We start from the raw sequence: 26,194 nt of genomic DNA, 5'->3' as shown, positions 1-26,194 counted from the left end.
CGCCTTCGGGCGCGCCTCTCAGGCTGAAGACATCATGAAGCCCCCGAAGATCCAACGTCCGACGGACAACTACAAAGGCGTGGCCAAGATCGGCTACGGCATCATCGCCTTCACGTTCGTGGGCCTGCTGGGCTGGGCGGCGTTCGCGCCGCTGGACAGCGCGGTGATCGCCAACGGCGTGGTCTCGGCCGAGGGCAACCGCAAGACCGTCCAACACCTGGAAGGCGGCATGCTGCGCCGGATCCTGGTGCGGGAAGGCCAGAAGGTGAAGGCCGGTCAGGTGCTGTTCGAGCTGGACCCGACCCAGGCCGACGCCGCCGCCGGCATCACTCGCAACCAGTACGTGGCCTTGAAGGCCATGGAAGCGCGCCTGCTCGCCGAGCGCGACCAGCGTCCCGCGATCAGCTTTCCCGCGGATCTAAGCGCTCAGCGCGCCGATCCGATGGTCGCGCGCGCGATCGCGGATGAACAGGCTCAATTCATCGAGCGCCGTCAGACCATCCAAGGCCAGACCGACCTCATGAACGCTCAGCGCGAGCAGTTCAAAAGCGAGATCGAAGGCATCGATCGTCAGACCCAGGGTCTGAAGGATCAACTGGGCTTCATCCAGGATGAGCTGACCGACCTGCGCAAGATCTACGACAAGGGCCTGGTGCCGCGGCCGCGTCTGCTGGCGCTGGAACGTGAGCAGGCTTCGCTGTCGGGCTCGATCGGCCGTCTGACCGCCGACCGCGCCAAGGCCGTGCAAGGCATGGCCGAGACCCAGCTGAAGATCCGCCAGATCAAGCAGCAGTTCTTCGAAGAAGTCAGCCAGAGCATCACCGAGACCCGCGTGCGCCTGGCCGAGGTCACCGAAAAGGAGATCGTCGCCTCCGACGCCCAGCGTCGCGTGAAGGTCGTCTCGCCGGTCAGCGGCACCGCCCAGAACCTGCGCTTCTTCACCGAAGGCGCCGTGGTTCGCGCCGCCGAGCCGCTGGTCGACATCGCTCCTGACGACGAGGCCTTCGTGATCCAGGCTCACTTCGCGCCGACCGATGTGGACAATGTTCATCCGGGCCTGGTGACCGAGGTGCGCCTGCCGGCCTTCCACTCGCGCAAGATCCCGATCCTGAACGGCAAGATCGAGTCTTTGTCGCGCGACCGCATCCCTGACCCGGAGAACAAGACGGCCTACTTCCTGGGGATTGTCCGCGTCGATCCCAAGCAGTTGCCGCCGGAAGTCCGCTCGAAGGTCAGCGCCGGCATGCCGGCCCAGGTCATCGTGCCGACGGGCGAGCGCACCGTGCTGCAGTATCTATTCTCGCCGCTGCGCGACACGCTGCGCACCACGATGCGCGAGGAGTAGGAAGAGTTTGATTCCGCTGGGTTTTGGCGAAGCGGCGGATGCTGCTTCCCAATCGCCCGCAATAGTGTAGTCAGGACCCTTCTTTTTAACTGGAGTCGATAGGGCGTATGGCGAAGACGGCGCTGATCACCGGCATTACCGGACAGGACGGGGCGTATCTCGCCAAGCTGCTGCTGGAGAAGGGCTACTCTGTCCACGGTATGCTGCGCCGCTCAGCCTCTGCCGATGTGATCGGGGACCGTCTGCGCTGGATTGGCGTCTATGATGATATCCAGTTCGAGCTGGGTGATCTGCTCGATCAGGGCGGACTGTCGCGCCTCATGCGCCGCCTGCAGCCGGACGAAGTCTATAACCTCGCCGCCCAAAGCTTCGTCGGTGCGTCTTGGGATCAGCCTCACTTGACCGGCGAGGTCACGGGCCTGGGCGCGACCAACATGCTGGAAGCCGTGCGCGAGGAGTGCCCGCAGGCGCGCTTCTATCAGGCCTCGTCGTCGGAAATGTACGGCCTGGTGCAGCACCCGATCCAGTCGGAGACGACGCCGTTCTATCCGCGTTCGCCCTATGCCGTGGCCAAGATGTACGCGCACTGGATGACGGTGAACTACCGCGAGAGCTTCGGCCTGCACGCCTCGGCCGGCATCCTGTTCAACCACGAGAGCCCGCTGCGCGGCATCGAGTTCGTGACCCGCAAGGTCACCGACGCCGTGGCGGCCATCAAGCTGGGCCAGCAGAAGACCGTAGATCTGGGCAATCTCGACGCCAAGCGCGACTGGGGCCACGCCCAGGATTATGTCGAGGCCATGTGGCTGATGCTGCAGCAGGAGATCCCGGACGACTATGTTGTTGCGACCGGCAAGACCTGGACCGTGCGCGAGATGTGCGAGACCGCCTTCGCCACCGTCGGCTTGAACTACCAGGATCACATCACAATTAATCCAAAGTTCCTGCGACCGGCGGAAGTCGACCTGCTGCTGGGTGACCCAAGCAAGGCCAAGGCCAAGCTGGGCTGGGAGCCGAAGATCACAATGCAGGACATGATCGCCGAGATGGTCGAGGCCGACATCACGCGGCGGTCCAAGAGCTGATGAGCCCAACCCTCGCCATCGGGGGCGTCGTCATCATCGGCGGCGGCGGCCACGCCAAGGTGGTCATCGAGAGCCTGCGGGCTGCGGGCGAGACGGTCGCAGCGATCGTCGACGCCGATCCCACGCCACGCACGGTGCTGGGCGTCCCGGTGGTCGGCGACGACCTGGCCCTGGCGGATCTGCACGGGCAGGGGCTTTCAAAGCTGTTCGTGGCGATCGGTGACAATAGCCTGCGCGAGAAGCTGGGCCGGAAGGCTCGCGAGCAGGGATTTGTGCTGGTCAACGCCATCCACCCCTCGGCGGTGATCTCACCCAGCGTTCAGTTTGGCGAAGGCATTGCGGTGATGGCGGGTGTGGCGATCAATGCTGACAGCCGGATTGGCGATCTGGCGATCGTCAACACCGGCGCAGTCGTCGATCATGACTGCGTGCTGGGCGCAGCCTGCCACCTGGGTCCGGCCTCGGCCCTGGCGGGCAACGTCAGCGTTGGCGCGCGCGCTTTCCTCGGCGTCGGCGCGCGGGTCATTCCTGGCGTGCGCATCGGCGCCGACACCATCGTCGGCGCTGGTGGCGTCGTTATACGAGATCTTCCGGACGCCGTTCTTGCGATCGGCGTTCCGGCCAAAATCAAAGGAGACCGGCCATGACCAGCCCGGCGAACACTCTGCCCAGGATTTCCGTCGCCGCTCCGCGTCTGGACGGCAAGGAACGCGAATACGTCCTGGAGTGCATGGATACGACCTGGATCTCGTCGGTCGGCCGCTTCATCTCCGAGTTCGAGAAAGGCTTCGCCGCGTATTGCGGCGTGCGCAACGCCATCGCCTGCAACAACGGCACGACGGCTCTGCATCTGGCGCTGGTGGCGCTGGACATCGGTCCGGGCGATGAGGTGATCGTGCCCAGCCTGACGTACATCGCTTCGGCCAATGCGGTGACGTACTGCGGCGCGACGCCGGTTTTGATCGACAACGATCCTCACACCTTCAATCTCGATCCGGCCAAGCTGGAGACGCTGATCACGCCGCGCACCAAGGCGATCATGCCGGTGCACCTGTATGGCCAGATCTGCGACATGGACCCGATCATCGAGATCGCCCGGAAGCATGGTCTGAAGATTGTTGAGGATGCGGCCGAGGCTGTCGGCGCGACGTACAAGGGCAAGAAGGCCGGCGCGCTGGGCACGTGCGCCACCTTCAGCTTCTTCGGCAACAAGATCATCACCACCGGCGAAGGCGGGATGATCACCACCGATGATGACGAGCTGGCCGCGAAGATGCGATTGCTGCGAGGGCAGGGCATGGATCCCAACCGTCGCTACTGGTTCCCGATCGTTGGCTACAACTACCGCATGACCAATATCCAGGCCGCGATCGGTCTGGCCCAATTGGAGCGGGTGGACGAGCATCTAGACGCGCGTGAGCAGGTCGTGGCCTGGTACAACGACAAACTGCCGCGTCTAGGCGACCGCGTGATCAAGCCGCACGTCGCCGACACCGGCCGCCACGTTTTCTGGATGTACACCGTGCGCTTGGGCGAAGGTCTGTCGACGTCGCGCGACCAGGTGATCAAGGACCTGGACGTCTTGGGTATCGAGAGCCGTCCGGTGTTCCACCCCATGCACATCATGCCGCCTTATGCGCATCTGGCGACCGGCGACCTGAAGCAGGCCGAGGCCTGCGGCGCCGACGGCCTGAACCTGCCGACCCACGCCGGACTCTCGGAGGCTGACATCGACCGGGTCGTGGCCGCGCTCGACCAGGTTCTGGTCTAGCCCATGCGGATCGTCCTGCTTTCCTCGATCGTGCCGTTCATCAACGGCGGCGCGCGCTTCATCGTCGAGTGGCTCGAGGAGAAGCTGATCGAGGCTGGCCACGAGGTCGAGCGGTTCTACCTGCCGTTCACCGACGATCCCAACGAGATCCTGCACCAGATCGCCGCCTGGCGGCTAATCGACCTGACCCAGTGGTGCGACCGGGTGATCTGCTTCCGGCCGCCGGCCTATGTGGTGGACCACCCGAACAAGGTGCTGTGGTTCATCCACCACATCCGCACCTTCTACGACCTGTGGGACACGCCCTATCGCGGTATGCCCGACGATACCCACACCCGCGCCATCCGCGACAATCTGCGGGCGCTGGACACGCGGGCCATCGCCGAGAGCCGGGCCGTGTTCACCAATTCGCAGGTGGTGGCCGATCGCCTGAAGGCGTTCAACGGCCTGGATTCCACGCCGCTGTACCCGCCGATCTACCAACCCGAGCGCTTCACCCACACCGGCTATGGCGATGAGATCGTCGCCATTTCGCGTCTGGAGCCTCACAAGCGCCAGGCGCTGATGATCCAGGCCATGCAGCATGTGAAGACCGGCGTGAAGCTGCGTCTGGCCGGCACGGCGTCCAGCCCCGAGTACGGCCGTCAGTTGGTGCAGATGACCAAGGACCTGGGCGTGCAGGACCGCGTGATCCTCGAAGATCGCTGGATCAGCGAGGACGAGAAGGCTCAGATGCTGAAGGAAGCGCTGGCCATCGCCTACCTGCCCAAGGACGAGGACAGCTACGGCTACCCCTCGCTGGAGGGCGCCCACGCTCGCAAGCCGATCATTACCACCACCGACAGCGGCGGGGTGCTGGAGCTGGTCGAGCACGGCCGCAACGGCCTGATCTCCGAACCGGACGCCAAGGCGCTGGCTCAGCAGTTTGACCGCCTCCACGCCGACAAGCAGCGCGTCGCCAAGATGGGCGAGGCCTCGCTGAACCGCCTGGCCGAGATGAAGATCGACTGGAGCACCGTGGTGGATCGGCTGACCGCATGAAAGTCCTGGTCGTCAACAACGCCGCCCCATTCCAGCGGGGCGGGGCCGAGGAACTGGCCGATCACCTGGTTCGCCGCCTGAACGCCACGCCTGGCGTGCAGTCCGAGCTGGTCCGCATCCCCTTCACCTGGGAACCGGCCGAGCGCCTGATTGAGGAGATGCTGATCTCCAAGGGCATGCGGCTGTACAATGTCGACCGCGTCATCGGCCTGAAGTTCCCCGCCTACCTAGTCCCGCACCACGAGAAGGTATTGTGGCTGCTGCACCAGTTTCGCCAGGCCTATGACCTGTCGGAAGCTGGCCAGAGCCACTTGGACTTCGACGACACGGGCCGGGCGGTGAAGGCGGCGATCAAGGCGGCCGACAACGACTGCTTCGCCCAGTGCCGCAAGATCTTCTGCAACTCGCCGGTGACTCAGAACCGCCTGGCGCGGTTCAACGGCGTGCCCAGCGAAGTGTTGTATCCGCCGCTGAACGACGAAGAGCTGTTCGTCGGCGGCGACTATGGCGACTACGTCTTCGCCGGCGGCCGAGTGGCGGCGGGCAAGCGCCAGCACCTGCTGATCGAGGCCCTGGCGCTGCTGCCCGGCAGCCTGCGCCTGATCATCGCCGGCCCGCCCGAGAACCAGGCCTACGCCGATCGTCTGATCAAGCTGGTCGAGGATCTGGATCTCAAGGATCGCGTCGATCTGCGCTTCGGCTTCCATCCGCGCGAGGATATCGCCCGCTGGGCCAACGACGCCCTGGTGTGCGCCTATCTGCCCTTCGACGAAGACAGCGTAGGCTACGTGACCATGGAGGCCTTCGCCTGTGGCAAGGCCGTGCTGACCGTCACCGACAGCGGCGGCCTTCTGGAGATCGTCAGCCAGGACACGGGCGCCGTCGCCGAGCCAACCCCGCAGGCCCTGGCCGATGCGCTGGATCGTTTGACCTCGGACAGGGGGCGAGCGATATCCCTGGGTGGCGCGGCGCGTAAACTCTGGCGCGACAAGAATGTCACGTGGGAGCAGACGGTTCGCCGTCTTCTTGATTAAGCCATAAATATTGCGTTGAACGCCGGCTGATAGCTGGTCTGCCCAGGTCTAGGAAATGCGAGTGCTGTCGAAGTCCCTGTTCGTCCGGACGTCCGTGATCGCTGTGGCCGTGGCCATGGCGGTGTCGGCTCACGCCGGCCTCGCGCATGCCGAAACCCTGGCCGAGGCGATCACCACCGCCTACCAGAGCAATCCGAACATCCAGGCTCAGCGCGCCGCCATGCGCGCGTTGGATGAGAATTACACCCAGGCGCGGGCGGCCTACGGCCTGCAGGCCAGCGCTGCGGTGTCGGAGAACTACGGTTGGCGGCAGACCAACGTCCAAAGCTCCGGCATTGAGGCCACCCAGCAGACCAGCCAGCTGTCGCTGAGCCAGGCGCTCTACACCAACGGCCGGTACGCCGCGCGCCTGCAGGGCGTGGAGGCTCAGATCAAGGCCGCCCGTGAGAACTTGCGCCGCATCGAGATGGATCTCCTGATCCGCGTGACCAATGGTTACGTGTCGGTCCGCCGCGACCGGGAAGTCCTGCGGATCGCTCAGGGCGGTGAGGCCTGGCTGCGCAAGCAACTGCAGGACACTGAGGACAAGTACAGCGTCCGCCAGGTGACCCTGACCGATGTTCAGCAGGCCAAGGCGCGCCTGGCCTCGGCCAGCACTCAGGTCGCCAACGCCCAGGCCCAGCTGAACGTCAGCATCGCTTTCTATGGCTCGATCATCGGCCGGTTGCCCGAGGCGCTGGAGCCCGAGCCCGATATCGACGATCTGCCCGTCAACCTGGACGAGGCGTTCAACCAGGCTGAACAGACCAATCCGACCCTGCTGGCCGCCGGCTACACCGAAAAGGCTTCGCGCGAAGGCGTCGCCGAGGCGCGCGCCCAGCGGTTGTTCACGGTCAGTGCGCGGGCCGACTACCGCAACGGACCTCAAGTTCCTTATCTGGGGAGCAGCGCGCTTCGCGAGGACACGGTCAATGCGGGCGTCACGCTGAGCCAGCCGTTGTTCACCAGCGGTCAGCTGAACTCGGCGGTTCGCCAGTCAATCGAAGAGAACAATCGCGACAAGCTGCTGATCGAGGACGCGCGCCGCAACATGGTGCTGAGCGTCTCGCAGTACTGGGACCAGCTGGTCGCCGCGCGCCGGTCGCTGGTGACCATCGAGGAGGAGATGAAGGCCAGCACCATCGCCTTCTATGGCGTCCGCGAGGAAGAGCGCTTCGCCCTGCGCAGCACCATCGAGGTGCTGAACGCCCAGGCCGAACTGCAGAACGCCCAGATCGGTTTTGTCCGGGCCCGCGCCAACGAGTATGTCGGGCGCCTGCAGCTGCTGGCCCAGGTCGGTACGCTGGAGGTCGGTAACCTGGCGCCGGGCGTGGCGTCCTACGATCCTGAGCGGCACTTCAAGAAGGTCCGCTACAAGGGCGTGCTGCCGACGGATCTGATCGTCCAGACCCTGGACAAGATCGCCCTGCCGATGGAGCCCAAGAAGCCCGAACCCGGCGACACGACCCCGATCCGTCCGCCGTCAAGCGAGCTGCCGGCCAAGCCGATCTCGGCCGACAAGGTGGAGCCGCCGAAGTCGATCAACGACTTGCCGGCCCTGGACGACTCTCCGGTGATGACCGCCCCTAAGGGGTGATCGGCAGCAACCGGCGCATCAGCGCCAGCCACGCTTCTCGATCGAACGACACGTGACCGTTGCGCGCCGTCGCAACGGCGAGTTCGGCGCGCCAGGCGTCGTCCGACAGCATGCGCGCCAACTTGCCGGCGGCGTCATCGACATCGGCGTCGGCCCAGCGGCCCTCGCGATAGATCGCTCCGTCGCCTTCGACCGGGATCAGGGTGAAGTCCACGCGCTGGCTGGAGGCTGGATCCATGAATTCGACGGTCGAGGACCAGCCCGTGGCCAGGGTCGGCTTGCCCAGCCAGATCGCTTCGGCCAGCAGCAGGCCGTAGCCCTCTGAGCGGTGTAGCGACAGCACGATGTCGACGCTGGCGGTCAGCAGGGCCATGTCGTCCGCCGAGAGGCTGTCGGTCATCAGGCGGATGGTCGGATCGTCCGCAACGCTGGCCGCCAACTGCGCCAGGGTGTCGGGATAGAGATCGGCGCCGACGACCTTGCAGACCAGCAGGGCCGGCGCGCCGCTGATCGCCACGGCCCGCTGGAAGGCGCGCAGGGCCGCGTGGGGGTTCTTGCGCTGAGCCGTCGAGCGAAGATCGAACGCCATCAGCACCACGATCCGGTCTGTCGGTAGATCGAAGCGGGCCCGGTCGGGCGCTGGGCGCGGATTGAGATAGAGCGGGTAGGGGGCGGGCGAGACCTTCACCCGCGCGGGCGCCAGCTTACGGATGGCGTCCGCGGCGAAGGCGGACGGCGTCCAGACCTCGTCGACCAGATCAAAGGCGTCGGCCCACTCCGGAGGCGCGTCTTCCAGCTCCCAGGCCCAGTAGCCGATGTGCCGGCGGCCTTCCAGCAGGCGGCCTTCGGTGTCGCGCGCCCAGCGCAGCAGTTCAGGCGGATTGATGTGCGAGATCACCACCCCGCGCTCGTCGGCTGCTGGTGATGGGTAGGCGGCGGGCAGGTCGACCGCGAAACCGACGTCGGCCGATAGATCAAGGGCGCGCACGGACTGGCCGGCGTCGGCAAAGCCCCGCGCCAGCATCCGCGCGCCTTCGCCCAGGCCGTGGACGGCGCCGTGGAAGCCCACGATCGTCACGGGCAGGGTTGGTGAAAGGCCCTGCCGCCTGGCGCGCCTGAAGGCGCGCGCCAGGCCGATCCGCTCGGCGCGGGCGCGGGCCGCGTCGTCCATCGCCTGTCGCGTGGCGGCGACCATCGCGCCTGGCGACCTGACGACTTGATGGGCAGTCCTGCGCACCGGAACGGGCAGACCGCGCCAGAATGAGAGCAATACGTGCTTCATGGCAGAAAGACCCAGCTTGGGGAGAGGCCGAGGGAACCTCCGGGCGTTCGGGGCGTACATGACCGTTGGGGAAAGGTGTGTCGTCCTTCGGGCCGGCGCAGTGGATGCAGGCGTCTAATTCGTCAATTGGTTCTTAGCAACAATCGTAGGGGGACGCGTGTCCACTGCCTGGAACGCCGGCTACGTCACCGACGTGAACTATACCTTCGGCTATTATGGGGAGCTCAACCCCATGAGAAGCCGCCTTCCGCTTCTGCTCTCCGGTCGCCATGCGCCCAAGATCGAAAATGCCTGTGAGCTGGGCTTCGGCCAAGGCCTCTCGGTCGCCATCCATGCCGCGGCCCAGCCGTCGATCAACTGGTACGGCACCGACTTCAACCCGTCCCAGGCCGCCTTCGCCTCGGAGATGACCCGTCTGGCTGGCGCCGACGCGAAGCTGTTCGACGAGGCCTTCTCGGAATTCTGCGCTCGCCAGGATCTGCCCGACTTCGACTTCATCGGTCTGCACGGCATCTGGACCTGGATCTCGGACGAGAACCGCCAGATCCTGGTGGACTTCATCCGCCGCAAGCTGCGTCCGGGTGGCGTGCTCTACATTTCCTACAACACCCTGCCGGGCTGGTCGTCCTCGGCGCCGATCCGGCATCTGATGAAGCGACATGCTGACGTCATGGGCGCGCCAGGCATGGGACCTGTCGGCCAGACTGACGCCTCGCTGGCCTTTATCGAGCAGTTCCTGGCTCAGGAGCCGCTGTACGCCAAGGCCAACCCGGCGGCGGTGGAGCGCTTCAAGTCTATCAAGGGGCAGGACCGCCAATATCTGGCGCACGAGTACATGAACCGCGACTGGGTCCCGATGTACTTCGCCGACATGGAGGCCTGGCTGGCGGAGGCCAAGGTCGGTTTCGCCGCATCGGCGCACACGATCGACAGTCTCCACGACCTGAACGTGACGCCTGATCAGGCGACCTTCATGCGCAATATCCCCGACGCCTCCCTGCGCGAGACGATCCGCGACTTCTACACCAACCAGCAGTTCCGTCGGGACTACTGGCTGCGGGGCGTTCGCAACATGGTCGGTCACGAGCAGGCAGCTGCCTTGCGCGAGGAGCGGGTGGTGCTGACCGTGGCGCGCGCCGACATTCCGACCAAGGTGCGCGGCACGTTGGGCGAGGCAGGGCTGATGGAGCAGATCTATCACCCGATCTATGACCTGATGCAGGACCACAAGGCGCGGACGATCGGTGAGATCGAGACCGAGGTGGCGACCAAGGGAGTCAGCCTGCAGCAACTGGTTTCGGCCATCACCATCCTGCTGGGTCTGGGCGTGCTGCTTCCGGTCGCGCCGGGTCAGGACCTCAGCAAGGCCAAGACCCGAACCCTGGCCTTGAACCGTGCGATCGCGAAGCGATCGATTTCGGTTGGCGACGTGGCCTATTTCGCTTCGCCCGTTCTTGGGAGCGGGATTATCGCGCCGCGCTTCCAGCAGCTGTTCTGGTTGAGCAAGCAGAATGGCGGCAAGACGCCCGCGGACTGGGCGGCTTTCACCTGGTCGCTACTGCAGGGCCAGAACCAGGCCATCATCAAGGACGGCGCCACCCTGCAGGGCGAGGATAACCTCACTGAACTGAAGGCGCAGGCTGAGGTCTGGGGCGCCAAGATCCTGCCCGTGTGGACGGCCTTGGGGATCTGACGAAGAGCTGGGTGCGCGCTAAACGGGAGTTTGGCGCGCGCCTGGGTCTTGCTCGCCCACAAGATGCTGTGGAGTCACAAGGCTCAGGTTCGCCTCCTTGGAGAGTGAACGCCAAATCTATCCACGCTAATTGGCGTAATCGCATTCTAGGAAGATGAATTTGTTTTTCCGGTGCGTCGTTCGTACCGGTTGTTCAATGTTCACCGCGTTGGATCGATTTGATTTTCGCGAAGTAAACTGACGTTCCAGATCTCTATAATCGAAACGTCGGTCGCGTCTTTCTGACGGGGCGGGTTCTTAATTTCGATATTTCAAACCTTGCTCCGGGAATCTGGAGGCAGCTTGGCAATATCGGAAGTTGAACGTCGAATTCACGGGAAAATGTCGGAATCCCGTAGCAAGCTGGTTGCGAAGCCCGGCTGGTTAAGGTATGAAGAGGTTGTCTACCCACAAGACTTCCCATTAGCCCCGCCGGAGACCGAGTCACCGGCGGGGCTTATTGCATCTGGGGTCTGGATCTCTCGCGGCGAATGAACGCCGCGCATCGGGCGGCGTTCCTAAGGCCAAGTTTCGGTAAAACCTATATCCGGTCTTCCGGCGGCGTCGTGTTCCGCGGAGGCATGTGCGGACCATGCACCACGGGCTGGCGCTCGAGGATATGGCGCACCTTGCGCACCGCCGTGGAGGCGCGGCTGCGGCGCTGGCGCCAGAGCAGCAGGGTCATGGCGCCCAGCGTGGCGATCATGAAGGGTAGGGGCCCCAGCAGCCATACCGCCGCCGCCAGGGCGAAGTAATAGGCCCGCACGCCGGCGTTGAAGGCCGAAAGGGCCGGATTGAGGATGCCGCCGGCCGCTTCGGCATATTCGGCCAGCACGTTCGGCGGCGCCCACATCGGCGTGGCGCCGATGGCGGCCAGGCAATAGTTCATCTGGCGGATCGACCAGATGAAATCCAGCAGGCCGCGGGCCAAGGCCACCAGCACCAGGCCCAGCTTGACCTGGAACATCAGCGGCGTGGTCTTGGCCAGCACCGCCAGGCCTTCGACGCTGCGCAGGGCGTTGTCGCCGCCGAACAGCACGCCGCCCGCCGCGGCGATCAGGATCAGGTTCGACGAGGCGAAGAAGCTGGCCGAATTGATCGCGTGACCCAGCAGCTGGCCGTCCAGCAGGGCGATCTCGCGCACCGCCATCTCCTGCATCCACCGGCGGCGGATGATGGTCATGTCGGTGTTCAGCGCCCCGCCGCTCTCGCCCAGGCGCTTGAGCATGGGCTCGTACAGGAGCCAGCAGGCGGCGAACACGGACAGGACGATGATGTCGATCAAGTGCATGGCGCAAATCTAGACGCAGGCGCAGAGTCGGAAAACCAGGTTCGCCATCATAAAAACTCCCCCTCCCGTCGCCGGAAGGGGGAGCTTGGACAAGCTTCGTGTCGGGTGGGGGTCTAGATCCTGCCGAGCAGGACCAGGATGATCAGGATGATCAGCACCAGGCCCAGGCCGCCGCTGGGGAAATAGCCCCACGAACGGCTGTGGCCCCAGGTGGGCAGCGCGCCGACCAGAGCCAGGATCAGGATGATGATGAGGATTGTGCCGAGCATGATCCGAAAGTCCCTCCGATCCCGCCTTCGCCACTACGGCGCCGCTGGGATCACGCTTTCGGAATACATGGCGGCGCTTGTCGGTTCCGCGTCGCGCCGTTCTGAGGTCGGCGTCGCCTAGCTGACGGCGTCCTGGGCCTTGCGCATGCGCATGGCCCACAGGGCGCCGATCACCGCGCCCTTGACGCGCGGCAGGGTCAGCAGGGTCAGGGTCGCCAGCAGGGTCAGGGTCACGGGCGCCACCGCCAGGGGCGGGGCTTCCCAGATCCAGGGGAAGAACAGCAGCGGCGCGACGACCAGGTGGCCGATCAGCAGGATGGTGAAATAGGCCGGACCATCGTCAGCCGGATAGCCGCCCAGCTCATGGCCGCAGGCTTCGCACTCGGGGTCGACCTTGAGGTAGCGCGTGTACAGCCGGCCATCGCCGCAGTTGGGGCAACGGTGCAGCACGCCGCGCTTGAGGCCGGTGAGCAGAGGATTGGCAGGCTGGGTCTCTGACATGGCGTCCATATGCGCCTTGAGCAGCGCCAAGGAAAGGGCGACCAGCCGTCGCACCTTGCTCATTCCACCATGTGTTGAACAAGTATTGGTGAACGCGTCTTCAGATCCGCATGGGATCCGGTCGTGCAAACTGCCCGCCAGGATGCGTCGAAAGAGCATCGTTCAGCGAAGAATATTCAACGATGGGGCGGGCTTAGGTCGTCAGCGTTCGGTCAATTCGGTCTGGAACGCCCACCGCGCGCTGACGTTGATTGTCCGAGTTGAATATAGCGAGGCGAGCATGGTGTTGAACGTCAAACCAGTGAACCCGCAGCCCCCGCGGGACGGCGCGGCGGCCTCGAAGGCCGAGCACGCCGTCCGCAAGGCGCCCGAAGACGCCGTCGCGCCGCACGAGAAGCGGGCGATCGGCGCTGAGACCTCGCGGGAAGAAGACGCCTAGCGCTTGGCGTCGCTGGCGGTGGTGCTGACCGCGCGGCCGGCGGCCGAGACGTCGCGGCCGACGCCTTCGATGGTGTTGCAGGCCGAAACCAGCAGGGCGGCCGCGGCGGCGGCCAGGACGACGATCTTACGCATGGGTTTCGAACTCCACTTGGAAAGCGCGGGAACTTAACCGTTGGCCATGCGGGGCTTCAAGAGGCCCCGCATGGCTTCCGGCCTAACGGATGCGGCGCAGCGAGCTGTAGCGGTCGTTCTGCTTCTTGGGCAGCACGGGCGCGTCGTAGCTGTAGGTCCAGCAGCGACCGCGATAGTAGGCGTCCTCGCAGAACTCCCACACGCCGCGCATGATCTTCATCGACGAGGTCTGGTCGTTGAAGCCCATGCGGACGAGGTCGGGCTCGTTGCCCCGGATCGGGCGCGACTGGCCGCCGAAATCGCGGTGCTCGAACAGCACCACGTCGACGCCCCCGCCGCGGCGGTCATCCCGACGATCGTCGTATCGGTCATAGCGACCGTCGCGGCGGTCGCCGCCATAGTGGCGGTCCTGAGCCGTGGCGGCGCCGGCCGTCAGCAGGGCCAGGACCCCGCAGGCGATGGTGAAGGCAGTCTTGCGCATCTGGGGCTCTCCTAGCGGACGCGACGGACCGAGCTGATGGCGTCGTTCCACTCGCGCGGCAGAACGGGCTGGTCGGCGTCCAGGCGGCTGCAGCGGCCCTGATAGTTGGCGTGCTCGCAGATCTCCCACTTGCCGCGGACGATCTTGATGGACGACGCCTTGTCGTTGAACCGGACCATGTCGAGGTCGGGGATATCGCCGACGACCTCGTAGACGCGGCCTTGATAGCCGGTGTCCTCGAACATCAGCAGGTCGCCACGATAGCTGTTGCCGGGACGGCCACCGCCACCGCCACCGCCATTGCCGCCATTGTTCCAGCCGCCACCGCCGCCATTCCAGCCGCCGCCGTTACCGCCGCCGTAGCCGACGCACTGAAGGCGGCCGTCGCGGTTCTCCAGACCTTGGCTGCCGCAGTCGCGCGTCCGGGCGCTGCTCCATTCCCAGCCGCCGCGGCGATTCGAACACCGGGCCCAGACCTCGCCGCGGAAGGCGGTGATCTCGCGGCAGGACTGCGTATACGAGCCGCGCGGCGGATCGTCGTACTGACCATTCCAGGACGGCGCCTGGGCTGCGGCTGCGCCGGCCAGGGCGAGAGCGGAAAGGGCCGTGAGGCCGAAAGTCTTGAGCATGTCGTTTTCCCCACCGGAAGGCTTCGTCGTGAAGACAAGCTAGCCGTTCTTTGCCTGAACGGCGCCTGAACACTTCAGCTTCATACAATAACGTCGTTCTTTTGCGGATAGGCGACAGGCGAGATCGGTCAACGGGACTTGCGAGTCGCCCGCCGCCATGGCGGGATCGCGCGACGATCCGAGGGAGGGGAGAGCTATGGACTTCGCCTGGAACCGCCGAGGCCTGCTGGCCGCCGGTCTGGCCCTGACTGCCGCGCCAGCCTGGAGCGCAGAGGCCGCGCCTGAGCACATCCCGCTGTGGCCGGGCCTGGCGCCGGGCGGCGACAAGGTGCGGGTGGTCGAGCGGCTGGACCCCTTCACCATGCCCGACGGCACGATCGACAACAGTGTCCTGGGCGTCACGCGCCCGACCCTGACGATCTATCCGGCCAAGGGCGGCGCACCGAGCAATCTGGCCGTGCTGGTCATCCCCGGGGGCGGCTTCCGCAAGGTGGTGGCCGACAAGGAAGGGCGCGCCATCGCCCGCTGGCTGGCGAGCGAAGGGATTACGGCCGGGGTGCTGGTCTATCGCCTGCCGGGCGACGGCTGGGACGATGGTTTCGACGCGCCGCTGCAGGACGCCCAGCGCGCCCTGCGCCTCCTGCGCGCCCGCAGTGGGGCCGCCAAGGTCGGGGTGCTGGGCTTCTCGGCTGGCGGCACGATCGCTGCAGCTCTGGCCTCGCGCGGCGCCGCGCCGCTTTACCCGCCGATCGACGATCTGGACGAGAAGGACTCGCTGCCGGACTTCGTCGGCCTGGGCTATCCGTATCTGAACATCCCGGCGCCCGCGCGGCCGGCGCTGTCGATGTTCAAGGGCTTCACCGCGCCGACCAAGGCCTTCCTGTTCCACGCCATCGACGACACGCGAGTGCCGGTCGAGAACAGCCGCAAGGGCGCAGCCGCGATCCGCGCGGCGGGCGGGACCGCTGAGGAGCATGAGTACGCCACAGGCGGCCACGGCTTTGCCCTGACCTCACCGTCCGGCGCGCCGGCGGCGGCCTGGCCGGCGGCGTTCCTGAAGTGGGTGCGCGCCCTTTAGGAGGCCCGCGCCTCGGCGCCCATGAAGATCACCTTGGCGCCCTTGCTAACGGCCGAGCCCAGTTCGGCCGCGTCCCAGTTGGTCAGGCGCACGCAGCCGTGCGAGGCGCGCTTGTTGACCAGCTTGGGATCGGGCGTGCCGTGGATGCCGTAGGTGTCCTTGGTCAGGTCGATCCAGGTCGATCCGACCGGGTTGTTGGGGCCCGCCTTGATGGTCAGCTTGCCCTTGGGCTTGCCGAAGGTCAGGCGTGAGGGGTCGTAGGTGTAGGTCGGGGCCGGGGCCAGGGTGCGAACGGCCCACTCGCCGGACGGGGCGGGGCGCTCGGTGCTGCCCACAGTCGCCGGGTAGACCGCCAGCTCCACGCCCTGGGCGTCGAAGACGCGGACCTGGCCCAGGGCCTTGTCGATCTCGATACGTTCGACCTTGCGATCCAGCTTGTCGACGCCCGGCGCGGTGACCACGATCGCCGTCCCGGCCTTGGCGAAGTCGACGCCGGGGTTCAGAGCCTGCAGCAGCGCCTCGTCCATGTGGAAGCGCTCGGCCAGCAGCTCCAGCGGGCTGTGGTAGTTCATGGCCGGCAGCTTCGACATCGCCTCGTAGTCGCCCGGATCCAGCTCCGGCGAGAACGGCCCGCCGACGTCGGCGTCGGAGATCGTGTAGTCGACCAGCACCGCGCCGCTGTCGCCGGCCGCCAGGGCGTCCAGCAGGGCCTGGGTGACCTCGCCGTCGACGGTCAGGCTGCGCGCGGCCTGGAAGGCCTTGATGGCCAGGGTCATGTTCGTGCCGTCGCGGCCGTCAATCACGCCGGGTGAGAAGTGGGCGCGGTCCAGCAGCGTTTGCACGCGGACCAGCACGTCGCGGCGGGCCATGGGATCGGTGGCGGCAGGATCGAACGCCGCGGCGTTGATCGCTTGGGCCATCGGGGTGTTGGCCGCCGTCGCCGGCGGGGCAGGGACCACGGGCGCTTTCTGGACGGTCTTGGCGGGGGCGGGCTTGGCCGGCGGGGCGTCGTCGCAGGCGGTCAGGGCCAGGGCGGCGACGAGGGCGAAGCGGGAAACCAGACCGATCATGCATACTCCGGGGGAACGAGTCAGAGTTCTCAAGGCTTGAGCCATGGCGAAGTTCCACAGCGGATAGGGATCGACTTGAGGGTGCTGCGCCGGCTGCTGTGGGGATTGGGTCTGTTGGCGCTGGCCGTCGGCGGCTTTTGGCTATGGGTGATGTGGCCGCCAATAGGAGGGGGAGGTGGCGCGTCACCGGTCCCGTCGCAGCCGCGTGACGATGTCGCCTACGCCGCCCCGCAACACGTGGCTTCGATCGATCCGCCGGCGCTGAGCGGCGCCACGCCGCTGGCCGGCGCATCCGAGGCCTGCGATGCGACCGACGCGCCGGGCAGCGCCGCCGCCGTCAACGCCGCGTCGCTCTCGACCCTGGTCTGGACGCCGTTCGGCAAACCCGAGACCGGCTGGGAGACCTACGCTCCGCGTATCGCCGCCGAGATCGGCACGACCTGCGCGCCGGGCTCGAACGGCTTCGCCTCGGCCCTGGCGCGCTGGCAAGGCGCGCATGGTCAGGCGCGGACCGGCGTGCTCGATCCCGCCGCCTTCGGCGTGATGCTTACCGGCTGGCACCTGGCCCGCCCGTTCGTGCGCGTGAACCGCGAGGGCATGTGCCCGGGCGCGCCGCTCGAAGCGAACCTGGCCCAGGCCGCGCCCAAGGAGAGCTATGGCGGCAAGGCCATCCGACTGCGGCCCGGGGCGTTGGACGCCTATCGCCGGATGACGGCCGAGGCGAAGGCGGCCGGCGTGCTGCGACGGCCGGAAGCGCTGACCATCTTCTCCGGCTTCCGCGCGCCCGACGCCGACGCCCAGCGCTGCGCGCGCGACAACAACTGCCAGGGCCTGAGCCGAACGATCTGCTCGGCCCACCGCACGGGCCTGGCCATGGACGTGTTCATCGACGCCGCGCCGGGTTTTGGCCCCGACAGCTCGGCGGACGCCAATCGGTTGGCGATGTCACGTTCGCCGCTTTATCGCTGGATGGTGGTCAACGCCGGCCGGTTCGGCTTCGTCAACTACGCCTACGAGCCCTGGCATTGGGAATGGACGGGTGAGGGCATGCTGCCCGGCGTGCCGATCTCCAGCCTGCCGACGGCGGGCTCCGAGCCCGTTACGGAACCTCCGGTAGCGCCCATTTCCGGAAAGCCGGCCGTTGCGACAGTCGCGCGTAATAGTCGTTGAGCGCTGGCCACTCGACGCGCGCGATCGGGCTGTGCAGCCAGCGGTGGGTCGACAGGCCCAGCACGATGTCGGCCAGGGTGAACTGCTCGCCGGTGACATAGGCGCCGGTGTCCACGAGGCGCGCGTCCAGCAGGCCCATGGCCACGTTCCAGGCGTCGACGCTGGCCTGGATCCGCCGCTTGTCGCCAAAGCCGCGGGTCTTGCGCACCAGGCCAGAGAAGGCGAAGCGCCAGGCGGTGTTCAGCTCGGTGGCCTGCCAATCCATCCACTGGTCGACGATGGCGCGCGGACGGCGGGCATCTGGATAGAGCGGCGTGCCGGTCGCCACATAACGGCAGATGGCGTTGCTCTCCCACAGGGAGCCCTCGTCGTCGACCAGCACGGGGACGAGGGCGTTGGGGTTCAGCTTCACGAACTTGGCGTCGTTGGTGGGCGCAAAGCCCTGGCCCCAGTCCTCGCGCTCATAGGCCAGACCAAGTTCGTCGAGGGTCCAGAGCACCTTGCGAACATTGATCGAGCCCGTGCGGCCGAGGACCCTGGGAATCGTCACCGGGTCATCCAGGGCTTGGACTTGCCGGTGGGCGCGGCGGCGCTGGCGCGCTCGACCTTGCCGCTGGAGGCCTTGGGGCCATGGCCGTGCTTGCCCTGGGCGGCCTTTTTCAGGCGCAGGGCGCGTTGCATCGGCGTCTCGTCGGCGGGCGGGATCTGATTATCGGTCATAAGGGCGATGTAGGCCTGCAAAAGCGCCTTGAGAAGGCCGTGCTTGGCGGTCAGTCTGGAAAGATGTCGCGCCGCCGTTCGGTTCCCCTGTCGATTGCCCTCATCCTGGCCGCGTCCGCCGCGCATGCGCAGGAGGCGAACCAGGTTTCGCCGGTGCTGATCCTGCCGCCGACCAACCCGCCGAAGATGGTCTCCACCTACCCGGCGCAGGGGGCGACGGTCGCGCCGGGCGTCCTGATCCTGAAGGTGGCCTTCGACCAGCAGATGTCGCCCAGCGCCTGGAACTACGCCCCCGCGCCGGATGTCACGCCGATGGATTGCGTGAAGACCCCGCGCCTGCTGAGCGACCAGAAGACCTTCGTGCTGCTGTGTCGGGTGCTGGGCAACCGCGACTATGGCGTCACCTTCAACGCCCAGCGCGCCGGCGGCTTCGCCAATCTGGGCGACAATCCCGCCGAGACCGCGGCCCTGACCTTCAAGGTCGGCGCCGACGATCCCGTGACCACCCTGCGCCGCGCCATGGACGCCGCCGGCCTGAAGTCCGACCAGATGCCCGTCCAGGACGCGCCCCGCGCGACCGGCGACGCGGCCAGGGGCTGATCCGCATACCCTAGCTTGTGGCGTCGTCGCCTCGGCTGGCGCATCATTGTCGGATGACGGGGGAATCGGGGCGCGAGTGGACGGGGGCTGACCTCGCGGTGGTGGTGGGCGACTATGTCGTCCAGCTGGAGAAGACGCTTGCCGGCAAGGCCGTCGATCGCGGCGCCCATGACCGCAGCGTCCGGTTCGTCACCGGCAAGGCCGACATGCCGATCCTGTGGAAGCAGGGCGAGATCTCGGCGGTGCTGTCCCTGATCGGCCTGCCGATCCTGCGCGATCAGCCGCCGCGCTGGTCTTATGACACGGCCCTGTTGCAAGCGGTGGAGGAGCACCTGGCCGCAAAGCCCGCCTTGCTGGCCGCCGCGGTTCGCCCGCATGCCCTGTTCGCCGCGCCGCCGGCCGTGCCGCTGATCGAGGCCGCCCCCCCACAACCGATGCCGATGGACGAGCGCGTGGTCCGCGTGATCCAGCGCTTCGACATGGCCAGTCGCGAGGCCGAGGACCGCTTCCTGCGGGGGCTGGGCGTGGCCAGCATCATCGCCCATGAAGCCCGCCGCCTGTCTGATCGCGGCCGTCCGGACCTGGCCGCCCGCGTGCGTCCCTCGCGTGAAGGCGATCCCGAGGGTTGCGACGTCATCGCCTTCGGTCTGGACGAGAGCCCGCGCCTGATCGTCGTGAAGACCACCTTGTCGGGCGATGTCTCGCCGTTCGGCTTGAGCCAGGCCGAGTTCGCCCTGTCGGAAAAGCGCCCGGAGGCTTTCCGCATTCGACGGGTTTACGACCTGCTGGGCGAGGCGCGATTCTACCGGATCAAACCGCCGTTCTGAGCGCCTTAACCATGCGGCGATGCGCCACAGCGGCCAAGGTCTCCGATTCAGAGATTTTGAACCTGTGAGGCCGTCTTCTCCCTTTGCGGCCGCGTACTCGGCCAACGGAGGGCGTCTTGGGCAACTCAGCTACCGATCTCTCGAAAGGACGCGTCGAAGGCGGCCTGGGTTCGCTGATCTATGTCGTTGACGACGACCCGATCCAGATCGCCTTCCTGGAAGCCAGCCTGGCGCGCTGCGGCCACGTGGTCGTGGGCTTTGCAGACGGCGAGGCGGCGCTGGCCGCCGCCATGCAGTCGCCGCCGGACGTCTGGGTGGTCGATATCCGCATGCCGCGCATCGACGGCCTGGAAATGCTGAACCGCATCAAGGCCGCCTCGGAGGGCAAGGCTCGGGTGATGATGATCACCGGCGGCGGGCGCCTGGACCGCATCGCCCAGGCGATCAGCGCCGGCGCCGACGACTATCTGATGAAGCCCTTCGCTCCGCTGGAAGCGGCCCAGAAGATCCACACCCTGGCCACTCGAACGTCTGTCGCCCCGCCCGCGAACGATACGGACGCGACCCGGTGAACCCAGACATCGAGGCCGCCCGCCTGGCGGCCCTGAAATCGTACCGCGTGCTGGACACCGGGGCCGAGGACGTCTTTGACGAGATCACGGCTCGGGCGGCGGCGCTGTTCGGCACGCCGATTTCGCTGGTCTCGCTGGTCGATGACCATCGACAGTGGTTCAAGTCCCGTCACGGCCTGGCGGTCTGCTCGACCCCGCGAGAGCTGGCGTTCTGCGACCATGCCCTGCGCCTGGAGCCGCACGGCGTCCTGATCGTCGAGGACTCGGCCAAGGATCCGCGCTTCGCGGAAAATCCGCTGGCGGTCGGCGAGCCCTTCGTGAAGTTCTATGTCGGCGCGGTCCTGACCAGCGACGACGGCTACAATCTGGGCACGCTATGCGTGATCGACCACACGCCGCGTGAGCGTCCGGCCCAGCACCTGATCGACCAGCTCAAGATGCTGGCCGACCTGGTTGTGGCGCGTCTTGAAGCCCGTCGCGCCAAGCACCAGAGCGGCGAGCAAAGCCGCTTGCTGGCCATGACAGAGACCATTTCCGGCGTTGGCCACTGGCGCGCCGACCTGGTCGAGCGGACGGTGATCTGGTCCGACGAGGTCTATCGCATCTACGGCCGCGAGCCGGGATCCTTCAGGCCTGGCTTCGAGCACTGGCTGGAACTGGTTCATCCAGACGACCAGGACTTGCTGCGCGAATGTCTGCGAGACGCCCTGGCCGGCGCGCCGCAGAGCTACAAGATCCGCATCGTGCGCGGCGATGGGGTCTTCCGCACCTGCTTTGGCCGCGCCACTTGCGAATTCGACGCCGACGGCAAGCCGATCGGCGTGTTTGGCGTTCTGGAGGACATCACCAACCGCGAGGCCGCGACGATCGCCCTCAAGCGCAGTCGCTCCGGCTACAAGCTGCTGGCCGCCAGCATGGCCGATACGGTGGCGCGCATCCGCTTCAACGGCGCCAGCGACTACGTCTCGCCGGCGGTCCAGAGCCTGATCGGCTGGACGCCCGAAGAGATGGCGGGGCGTGGAGCCCTTGAGTTCATCCACGCCGACGACCGCTGGCTGGTGTCCGCCGCCTTGCAGCGCCTGGCCAACGGTCAGGACGTCGCGACTGTCCGCCACCGCGCCCTGCACCGCGAAGGTCACGCCGTCTGGGTCGAAACCCGTTTCCGTCTGGCCCAGAACGATGAAGACGGGCGCTTCGACACGGTCGCCGTGATCCGCGACATCAGCGACCGCAAGGCGCTGGAGGATCAGCTGCAGGCCAGCGAGGCCCGCTCTCGCAAGATCCTCGCCAACGCCCACCAGGCCATCGTCACCACGGACGCCCAAGGTTTGGTGACGGGCTGGAACCGCTTTGCCGAGCAGACCTTCGGCTGGTCCAGCAGCGACGTGTTCGGCAAGCCGCTGACCGACTTCATCACTCCGCCGCATCGCCGCCAGGCGCAGTTGGACGACATGGCGGGCTTTATCCGCACCGGACACAGCGCCTTCGTCGACCAGCGCGTCGAGGTTCCGGCTCTGCGCAAGTCCGGCGAAGCCTTCACGATCGAGTTGGCGATCAGCGCCGAGCGCGGCCCCGATGGCTGGAGCTTCACGGCCCTGATGCACGACATCTCGGCGCGGAAGGCTCAAGCGGCCCTGTTCGAGACGGCGTTCCACAACGCGGCCGTCGGCATCGCCCTGGTGTCGCCGGAGGGCGGCTTCGCCCGGGTGAACAGCGCCTATTGCGACATCGTCGGCTACAGCGCCCAGGAGATGCTGGCGGTCGACTTCCAGACGATCACGCACCCGGACGACCTCGACAAGGATCTGGGCCTGCTTCAGCAACTGGTGGCCGGCGCGATCCCGAACTACCACATGGACAAGCGCTATATCCGCAAGGACGGCGCGATCGTCTGGGTGCGTCTGTCGGTGTCGATGGTGGCCAATTCCGACGGCAGCCCCAAGCACTTCATCGCCCAGGTCCAGGACCTGACCGCTCGCGTCGAGGCCCAGGAAGCCCTGGAGCGCCAGACCGAGCATCTGGCCAGCATGGCCGTGCAGCTGGCCGCCGCCAAGGACGACGCCGAAGCCGCCACCCTGGCCAAGGCCGAATTCCTGGCCAACATGTCCCACGAGCTGCGCACGCCGTTGAACGGCGTGGTCGGCTTCTCGCGCCTGCTGGCCGAGGAGGCGCTGACGCCGTCGGCCCGCCGCAAGGTGGACCGCATCCGCTCGGCCGGCGAGACGCTGAGCAGCTTGATCAACGACATCCTCGACTTCTCCAAGCTGGAGGCCGGAGCCGTCGAGCTGGAGGCCGGGGCCTTCAACTTCGACGACTTCGTCGCCGACAGCATCGCCTTCGTCGAACCTCAGGCCGGAGAGCGGCGGGTGACCCTGACCGCCAGCGGCGATTCCGTCGGCTGGGTGATCGGCGACCAACTGCGCCTGCGCCAGATCCTGCTGAACCTGCTGTCCAACGCCGTGAAGTTCACCCGCGAGGGGGCGGTCACGGTGCGCACCGACGTGATCCAGGTCGGCGGCGTCGTCCGCCTGCGGCTGGAGGTCGTCGACGAGGGCGTGGGCATCGCGCCCGAGGCCATCGAGCGCCTGTTCACCCGTTTCGCTCAAGCCGATGGCTCGATCACCCGCGTGTTCGGCGGCACGGGCCTGGGCCTGGCGATCTGCAGTGAGCTGGTCGAGCTTATGGGCGGCCGTATCGGCGTCCAGAGCGAGATCGGCAAGGGCTCGACCTTCTGGGTCGAACTCGTCCTGTTCACCGCCGATCCGATCGCCCAGCCGCTGCGGGTCGATGTGGAGCACGGCGACTATGTCGGCCGGGTCCTGCTGGTCGACGACGTCGAGCTGAACCGTGAACTGGCCGAGGAACTGCTGAAGCGCCGTGGCCTGATGGTCGACGTCGCCTGCGACGGGGCCGAAGCCGTGCAGGCTGTGGCCCAGCAACGCTACGACCTCGTCCTGATGGATCTGCACATGCCGGTGCTGGACGGTCTGGCCGCCACCCGAGAGATCGTCGCTCTGGGCCTGGACTGCGGTCCGATCGTCGCCCTGACCGCCAGCAACACCGAAGCCCAGGTCGCCGCCTGTCGCGAGGCGGGGATGGTGGGCCATCTGCTCAAGCCATTCCACGAGCGCGAGCTGGACAAGCTGCTGACCGACCATCTGCGGCCCGACCTGGCCCGCATCGGCGGCGTCGCCGAGTCGGCGATCCCTGACCTGTCCGGCGAGGCGCGCGCCCGCGAGGACTTCATCGAGACCATGGGCAAGGACGCCGCCGTGAAGCTGGGCGGCCTGCTGCTGGTCCAGTTGGATGGCAAGTTCCAGTCCGATGACCTCGAGATCCTGGAATCCGACGGCCACTCCCTGGCCGGCTCGGCGGGACTGCTGGGCTTCGACACTCTGGGCGCCGACGCTCGCAAGGTCGAAAGCGCCTGCGTCGCCGGCCAAGGCGTCCAGGAAGCCGTCGCTCAGGCCCGCGCCAGCGCCCAGGCCGCTCGCGAAGTGCTGAAGGCGTGGCTGGAGACGCTGGGAGGTCGGTAGCCGCCGGCTCCCATCCCGAAAAGACAAACGCCCCGCCGGTTGGACCGGCGGGGCGTTTTTGTTTGTTCGAGAGGACGGCGGGGGCCGATCAATCCTCGTCCATCTTCAGCGCGGCGATGAAGGCTTCCTGCGGGATCTCGACCTTGCCGAACTGGCGCATGCGCTTCTTGCCGGCCTTCTGCTTGTCCAGCAGCTTGCGCTTACGCGAGGCGTCGCCGCCGTAGCACTTGGCGGTCACGTCCTTGCGCAGGGCGCGGACAGTCTCGCGGGCGATGATCCGGCCGCCGATCGCCGCCTGGATGGGGATGACGAACATGTGCTGCGGGATGAGCTCCTTCATCTTCTCGCACATGCCCCGGCCGCGGCTTTCGGCGCGGTCGCGGTGGACCAGCATCGACAGGGCGTCGACCGGCTCGGCATTGACCAGGATCGACATCTTCACCAAGTCGCCGACGCGGTAGTCCTCGAGCTGGTAGTCGAAGCTGGCATAGCCCTTCGAGATCGACTTCAGGCGGTCGTAGAAGTCGAACACTACTTCGTTCAGCGGCAGGTCGTAGATGACCATGGCGCGGTTGCCGACGTAGCTGAGTTCACGCTGCATGCCGCGGCGGTCCTGGCACAGCTTGATCACGCCGCCCAGATACTCGTCCGGGGTGAAGATCGTCGCCTTGATCCACGGCTCGGAGATGTTCTCGATCTGCATCACGTCCGGCAGATCGGCCGGATTGTGCAGCTCCATCTCGTCGCCATTGCGCATGTGGATCTTGTAGACGACCGACGGCGCCGTCGCGATCAGGTCGAGGTCGAACTCGCGGCTCAGGCGCTCCTGGATGATCTCCAGGTGCAGCAGACCCAGGAAGCCGCAGCGGAAGCCGAAGCCCAGCGCGGCGCTGCTCTCCATCTCGTAGGTGAAGCTGCCGTCGTTCAGGCGCAGCTTGCCGACGGCGGCGCGCAGGTCCTCGAAGTCGGCGGCGTCGACCGGGAACAGACCGCAGAACACCACCGGCTGGACGTCCTTGAAGCCTTTCAGCGGCTCGGCCGTCTGCTTCTTCTCGTCAGTGATGGTGTCGCCGACGGCGGCGTCGGCCACTTCCTTGATCGAGGCGGTGAAGAAGCCGACCTCACCCGGACCCAGTTCCGCGACGTCGGTGGCCTTGGGCGTGAACACGCCGACCTTGTCGATGCGGTGGGTGGCGCCGGTCTGCATCATGCGGACCTGCTGGCCGGCCTTCAGCGTGCCGTCGAAGATGCGCACGAGAACGACCACGCCCAGATAGGCGTCGTACCAGGCGTCGACCAGCAGCGCCTTCAGCGGGGCGTCGCGGTCTCCCTTGGGGGCGGGCAGGCGGGTGACGATGGCTTCCAGCACGTCGTGGATTCCCAGGCCCGACTTGGCGCTGGCCAGGACGGCGTCGCTGGCGTCCAGGCCGATCAGATCCTCGATCTGGGCGCGCACACGCTCGGGCTCGGCGGCCGGCAGATCGATCTTGTTCAGGACCGGGACGATTTCGTGATTGTTGTCGATCGCCGAATAGACATTGGCCAGGGTCTGGGCTTCCACGCCTTGCGAGGCGTCGACGACCAGGATCGAGCCTTCGCAGGCGGCCAGCGAGCGACTGACCTCATAGGCGAAGTCGACGTGCCCGGGGGTGTCCATCAGGTTGAGGATGTAGTCCTCGCCGTCGTCGGCACGGTACTTCAGGCGCACGGTCTGCGCCTTGATGGTGATGCCGCGCTCTTTCTCGATGTCCATGTTATCGAGAACCTGGGCGCTCATCTCGCGCGCAGTCAGGCCGCCGGTCTCCTGGATCAGACGATCCGAGAGCGTCGATTTGCCGTGGTCGATGTGGGCAACGATGGAAAAGTTGCGGATCTTGTCGAGAGGCGTCGAAGTCATGGGCGTGCGCATAGCACATTTGACCCGCTTCGCGAGGGGGCGTTGCGGCGCAGC

At 66.6% G+C, this 26,194-nt stretch carries 26 protein-coding genes; 15 read left to right on the top strand and 11 right to left on the bottom strand.

The genetic code is table 11. The features are described from left to right. Positions 1-34: 34 nt before the first annotated feature. The 7 genes from E1H18_RS02840 (at position 35) to E1H18_RS02810 (ending at position 7,912) form a co-directional block, all read left to right on the top strand. Positions 35-1,345, top strand: coding sequence for an HlyD family type I secretion periplasmic adaptor subunit (locus E1H18_RS02840; RefSeq protein ID WP_172263480.1), 1,311 nt, complete (start codon positions 35-37; stop codon positions 1,343-1,345). Between the two features lie 107 nt (positions 1,346-1,452). Beyond that, positions 1,453-2,430, top strand: a complete 978-nt coding sequence (gene gmd / locus E1H18_RS02835) for a GDP-mannose 4,6-dehydratase (RefSeq protein ID WP_172263478.1) — start codon at positions 1,453-1,455, stop codon at positions 2,428-2,430. Further along, complete coding sequence (locus E1H18_RS02830; RefSeq protein WP_172263476.1) at positions 2,430-3,077, top strand: acetyltransferase; 648 nt, start codon at positions 2,430-2,432, stop codon at positions 3,075-3,077. Before gmd ends, E1H18_RS02830 begins: the two co-directional genes overlap by 1 nt. Continuing rightward, positions 3,074-4,201, top strand: a complete 1,128-nt coding sequence (locus tag E1H18_RS02825; RefSeq protein WP_172263474.1) for a DegT/DnrJ/EryC1/StrS aminotransferase family protein — start codon at positions 3,074-3,076, stop codon at positions 4,199-4,201. The genes E1H18_RS02830 and E1H18_RS02825 overlap by 4 nt, the downstream gene beginning before the upstream one ends. 3 nt (positions 4,202-4,204) lie before the next feature. Next, entirely contained in the window at positions 4,205-5,242 is a 1,038-nt protein-coding gene (locus E1H18_RS02820; RefSeq protein ID WP_172263472.1) for a glycosyltransferase family 4 protein, read from the top strand. Beyond that, positions 5,239-6,276 carry a glycosyltransferase family 4 protein gene (locus E1H18_RS02815; protein ID WP_172263470.1) on the top strand — a complete coding sequence of 346 codons (1,038 nt, stop codon included), beginning with the start codon at positions 5,239-5,241 and terminating at the stop codon, positions 6,274-6,276. The genes E1H18_RS02820 and E1H18_RS02815 overlap by 4 nt, the downstream gene beginning before the upstream one ends. 55 nt (positions 6,277-6,331) lie before the next feature. Further along, complete coding sequence (locus tag E1H18_RS02810; protein ID WP_172263468.1) at positions 6,332-7,912, top strand: TolC family outer membrane protein; 1,581 nt, start codon at positions 6,332-6,334, stop codon at positions 7,910-7,912. On the opposite strand, the gene E1H18_RS02805 is transcribed toward E1H18_RS02810, so the two are convergent. Continuing rightward, positions 7,902-9,107: a glycosyltransferase gene (locus tag E1H18_RS02805; RefSeq protein ID WP_241735859.1), complete on the bottom strand. Its 1,206-nt coding sequence runs from the start codon at positions 9,105-9,107 to the stop codon at positions 7,902-7,904. The two genes, E1H18_RS02810 and E1H18_RS02805, sit on opposite strands and share 11 nt — an antisense overlap. Before the next feature lie 244 nt (positions 9,108-9,351). On the opposite strand from E1H18_RS02805, the gene E1H18_RS26605 reads away from it, so the two are divergent. Next, a complete protein-coding gene (locus E1H18_RS26605) occupies positions 9,352-10,887 on the top strand; it encodes a methyltransferase regulatory domain-containing protein (protein ID WP_370526399.1) in 1,536 nt (511 codons plus the stop codon). A gap of 580 nt (positions 10,888-11,467) precedes the next feature. On the opposite strand, the gene E1H18_RS02795 is transcribed toward E1H18_RS26605, so the two are convergent. The 3 genes from E1H18_RS02795 to E1H18_RS02785 all read right to left on the bottom strand — a co-directional run bounded on the left by E1H18_RS02795 (position 11,468) and on the right by E1H18_RS02785 (position 12,996). Continuing rightward, entirely contained in the window at positions 11,468-12,217 is a 750-nt protein-coding gene (locus E1H18_RS02795) for a DUF599 domain-containing protein (protein WP_172263464.1), read from the bottom strand. Between the two features lie 113 nt (positions 12,218-12,330). After that, complete coding sequence (locus E1H18_RS02790) at positions 12,331-12,486, bottom strand: DUF3309 family protein (protein ID WP_172263462.1); 156 nt, start codon at positions 12,484-12,486, stop codon at positions 12,331-12,333. Between the two features lie 117 nt (positions 12,487-12,603). Beyond that, entirely contained in the window at positions 12,604-12,996 is a 393-nt protein-coding gene (locus E1H18_RS02785) for a DUF983 domain-containing protein (RefSeq protein ID WP_172263460.1), read from the bottom strand. A gap of 7 nt (positions 12,997-13,003) precedes the next feature. Here E1H18_RS02785 and E1H18_RS02780 point away from each other — a divergent pair, with 7 nt between their 5' ends. Then, the gene (locus tag E1H18_RS02780; protein ID WP_172263458.1) at positions 13,004-13,426 is read left to right on the top strand and encodes a hypothetical protein; all 423 of its coding nucleotides are present in this window, start codon (positions 13,004-13,006) and stop codon (positions 13,424-13,426) included. Here the strand turns inward: E1H18_RS02780 and E1H18_RS02775 are convergent. The 3 genes from E1H18_RS02775 to E1H18_RS02765 form a co-directional block, all read right to left on the bottom strand. Continuing rightward, on the bottom strand, positions 13,423-13,560 hold the full coding sequence (locus tag E1H18_RS02775; protein ID WP_172263456.1) for an entericidin A/B family lipoprotein: 138 nt from the start codon (positions 13,558-13,560) through the stop codon (positions 13,423-13,425). The genes E1H18_RS02780 and E1H18_RS02775 overlap by 4 nt on opposite strands. A gap of 82 nt (positions 13,561-13,642) precedes the next feature. Further along, complete coding sequence (locus tag E1H18_RS02770; protein WP_172263454.1) at positions 13,643-14,041, bottom strand: beta/gamma crystallin-related protein; 399 nt, start codon at positions 14,039-14,041, stop codon at positions 13,643-13,645. Between the two features lie 11 nt (positions 14,042-14,052). Continuing rightward, positions 14,053-14,670, bottom strand: a complete 618-nt coding sequence (locus E1H18_RS02765) for a beta/gamma crystallin family protein (protein WP_172263452.1) — start codon at positions 14,668-14,670, stop codon at positions 14,053-14,055. A 196-nt stretch (positions 14,671-14,866) separates the two neighbouring features. Here E1H18_RS02765 and E1H18_RS02760 point away from each other — a divergent pair, with 196 nt between their 5' ends. Next, positions 14,867-15,748 carry an alpha/beta hydrolase gene (locus E1H18_RS02760; protein ID WP_172263450.1) on the top strand — a complete coding sequence of 294 codons (882 nt, stop codon included), beginning with the start codon at positions 14,867-14,869 and terminating at the stop codon, positions 15,746-15,748. Here E1H18_RS02760 and E1H18_RS02755 read toward each other — a convergent pair. Next, on the bottom strand, positions 15,745-16,818 hold the full coding sequence (locus E1H18_RS02755) for a L,D-transpeptidase (protein WP_172263448.1): 1,074 nt from the start codon (positions 16,816-16,818) through the stop codon (positions 15,745-15,747). The genes E1H18_RS02760 and E1H18_RS02755 overlap by 4 nt on opposite strands. A gap of 81 nt (positions 16,819-16,899) precedes the next feature. Here E1H18_RS02755 and E1H18_RS02750 point away from each other — a divergent pair, with 81 nt between their 5' ends. Next, complete coding sequence (locus E1H18_RS02750; RefSeq protein ID WP_370526413.1) at positions 16,900-17,988, top strand: D-alanyl-D-alanine carboxypeptidase family protein; 1,089 nt, start codon at positions 16,900-16,902, stop codon at positions 17,986-17,988. Here the strand turns inward: E1H18_RS02750 and E1H18_RS02745 are convergent. After that, on the bottom strand, positions 17,918-18,538 hold the full coding sequence (locus E1H18_RS02745) for a glutathione S-transferase N-terminal domain-containing protein (RefSeq protein WP_172263444.1): 621 nt from the start codon (positions 18,536-18,538) through the stop codon (positions 17,918-17,920). The two genes, E1H18_RS02750 and E1H18_RS02745, sit on opposite strands and share 71 nt — an antisense overlap. Further along, entirely contained in the window at positions 18,535-18,708 is a 174-nt protein-coding gene (locus E1H18_RS02740) for a hypothetical protein (protein ID WP_172263442.1), read from the bottom strand. The genes E1H18_RS02745 and E1H18_RS02740 overlap by 4 nt, the downstream gene beginning before the upstream one ends. Positions 18,709-18,771: 63 nt before the next feature. On the opposite strand from E1H18_RS02740, the gene E1H18_RS02735 reads away from it, so the two are divergent. The 4 genes from E1H18_RS02735 (at position 18,772) to E1H18_RS02720 (ending at position 24,243) form a co-directional block, all read left to right on the top strand. Beyond that, positions 18,772-19,308 carry an Ig-like domain-containing protein gene (locus E1H18_RS02735; protein WP_172263440.1) on the top strand — a complete coding sequence of 179 codons (537 nt, stop codon included), beginning with the start codon at positions 18,772-18,774 and terminating at the stop codon, positions 19,306-19,308. Between the two features lie 53 nt (positions 19,309-19,361). After that, complete coding sequence (locus E1H18_RS02730) at positions 19,362-20,135, top strand: protein NO VEIN domain-containing protein (protein WP_172263438.1); 774 nt, start codon at positions 19,362-19,364, stop codon at positions 20,133-20,135. 116 nt (positions 20,136-20,251) lie between these two features. Next, a complete protein-coding gene (locus E1H18_RS02725; protein ID WP_172263436.1) occupies positions 20,252-20,707 on the top strand; it encodes a response regulator transcription factor in 456 nt (151 codons plus the stop codon). Further along, the gene (locus E1H18_RS02720) at positions 20,704-24,243 is read left to right on the top strand and encodes a PAS domain S-box protein (protein WP_172263434.1); all 3,540 of its coding nucleotides are present in this window, start codon (positions 20,704-20,706) and stop codon (positions 24,241-24,243) included. Before E1H18_RS02725 ends, E1H18_RS02720 begins: the two co-directional genes overlap by 4 nt. Positions 24,244-24,331: 88 nt before the next feature. Here E1H18_RS02720 and lepA read toward each other — a convergent pair whose 3' ends face one another. Next, positions 24,332-26,140 carry a translation elongation factor 4 gene (gene lepA / locus E1H18_RS02715; protein WP_172263432.1) on the bottom strand — a complete coding sequence of 603 codons (1,809 nt, stop codon included), beginning with the start codon at positions 26,138-26,140 and terminating at the stop codon, positions 24,332-24,334. Positions 26,141-26,194: the final 54 nt, after the last annotated feature.

Origin of the sequence: Caulobacter sp. RHG1 (assembly GCF_013181195.1) — a bacterium.
GTDB lineage: Bacteria > Pseudomonadota > Alphaproteobacteria > Caulobacterales > Caulobacteraceae > Caulobacter.
This window is presented reverse-complemented; position numbering and strand designations above follow the sequence as displayed.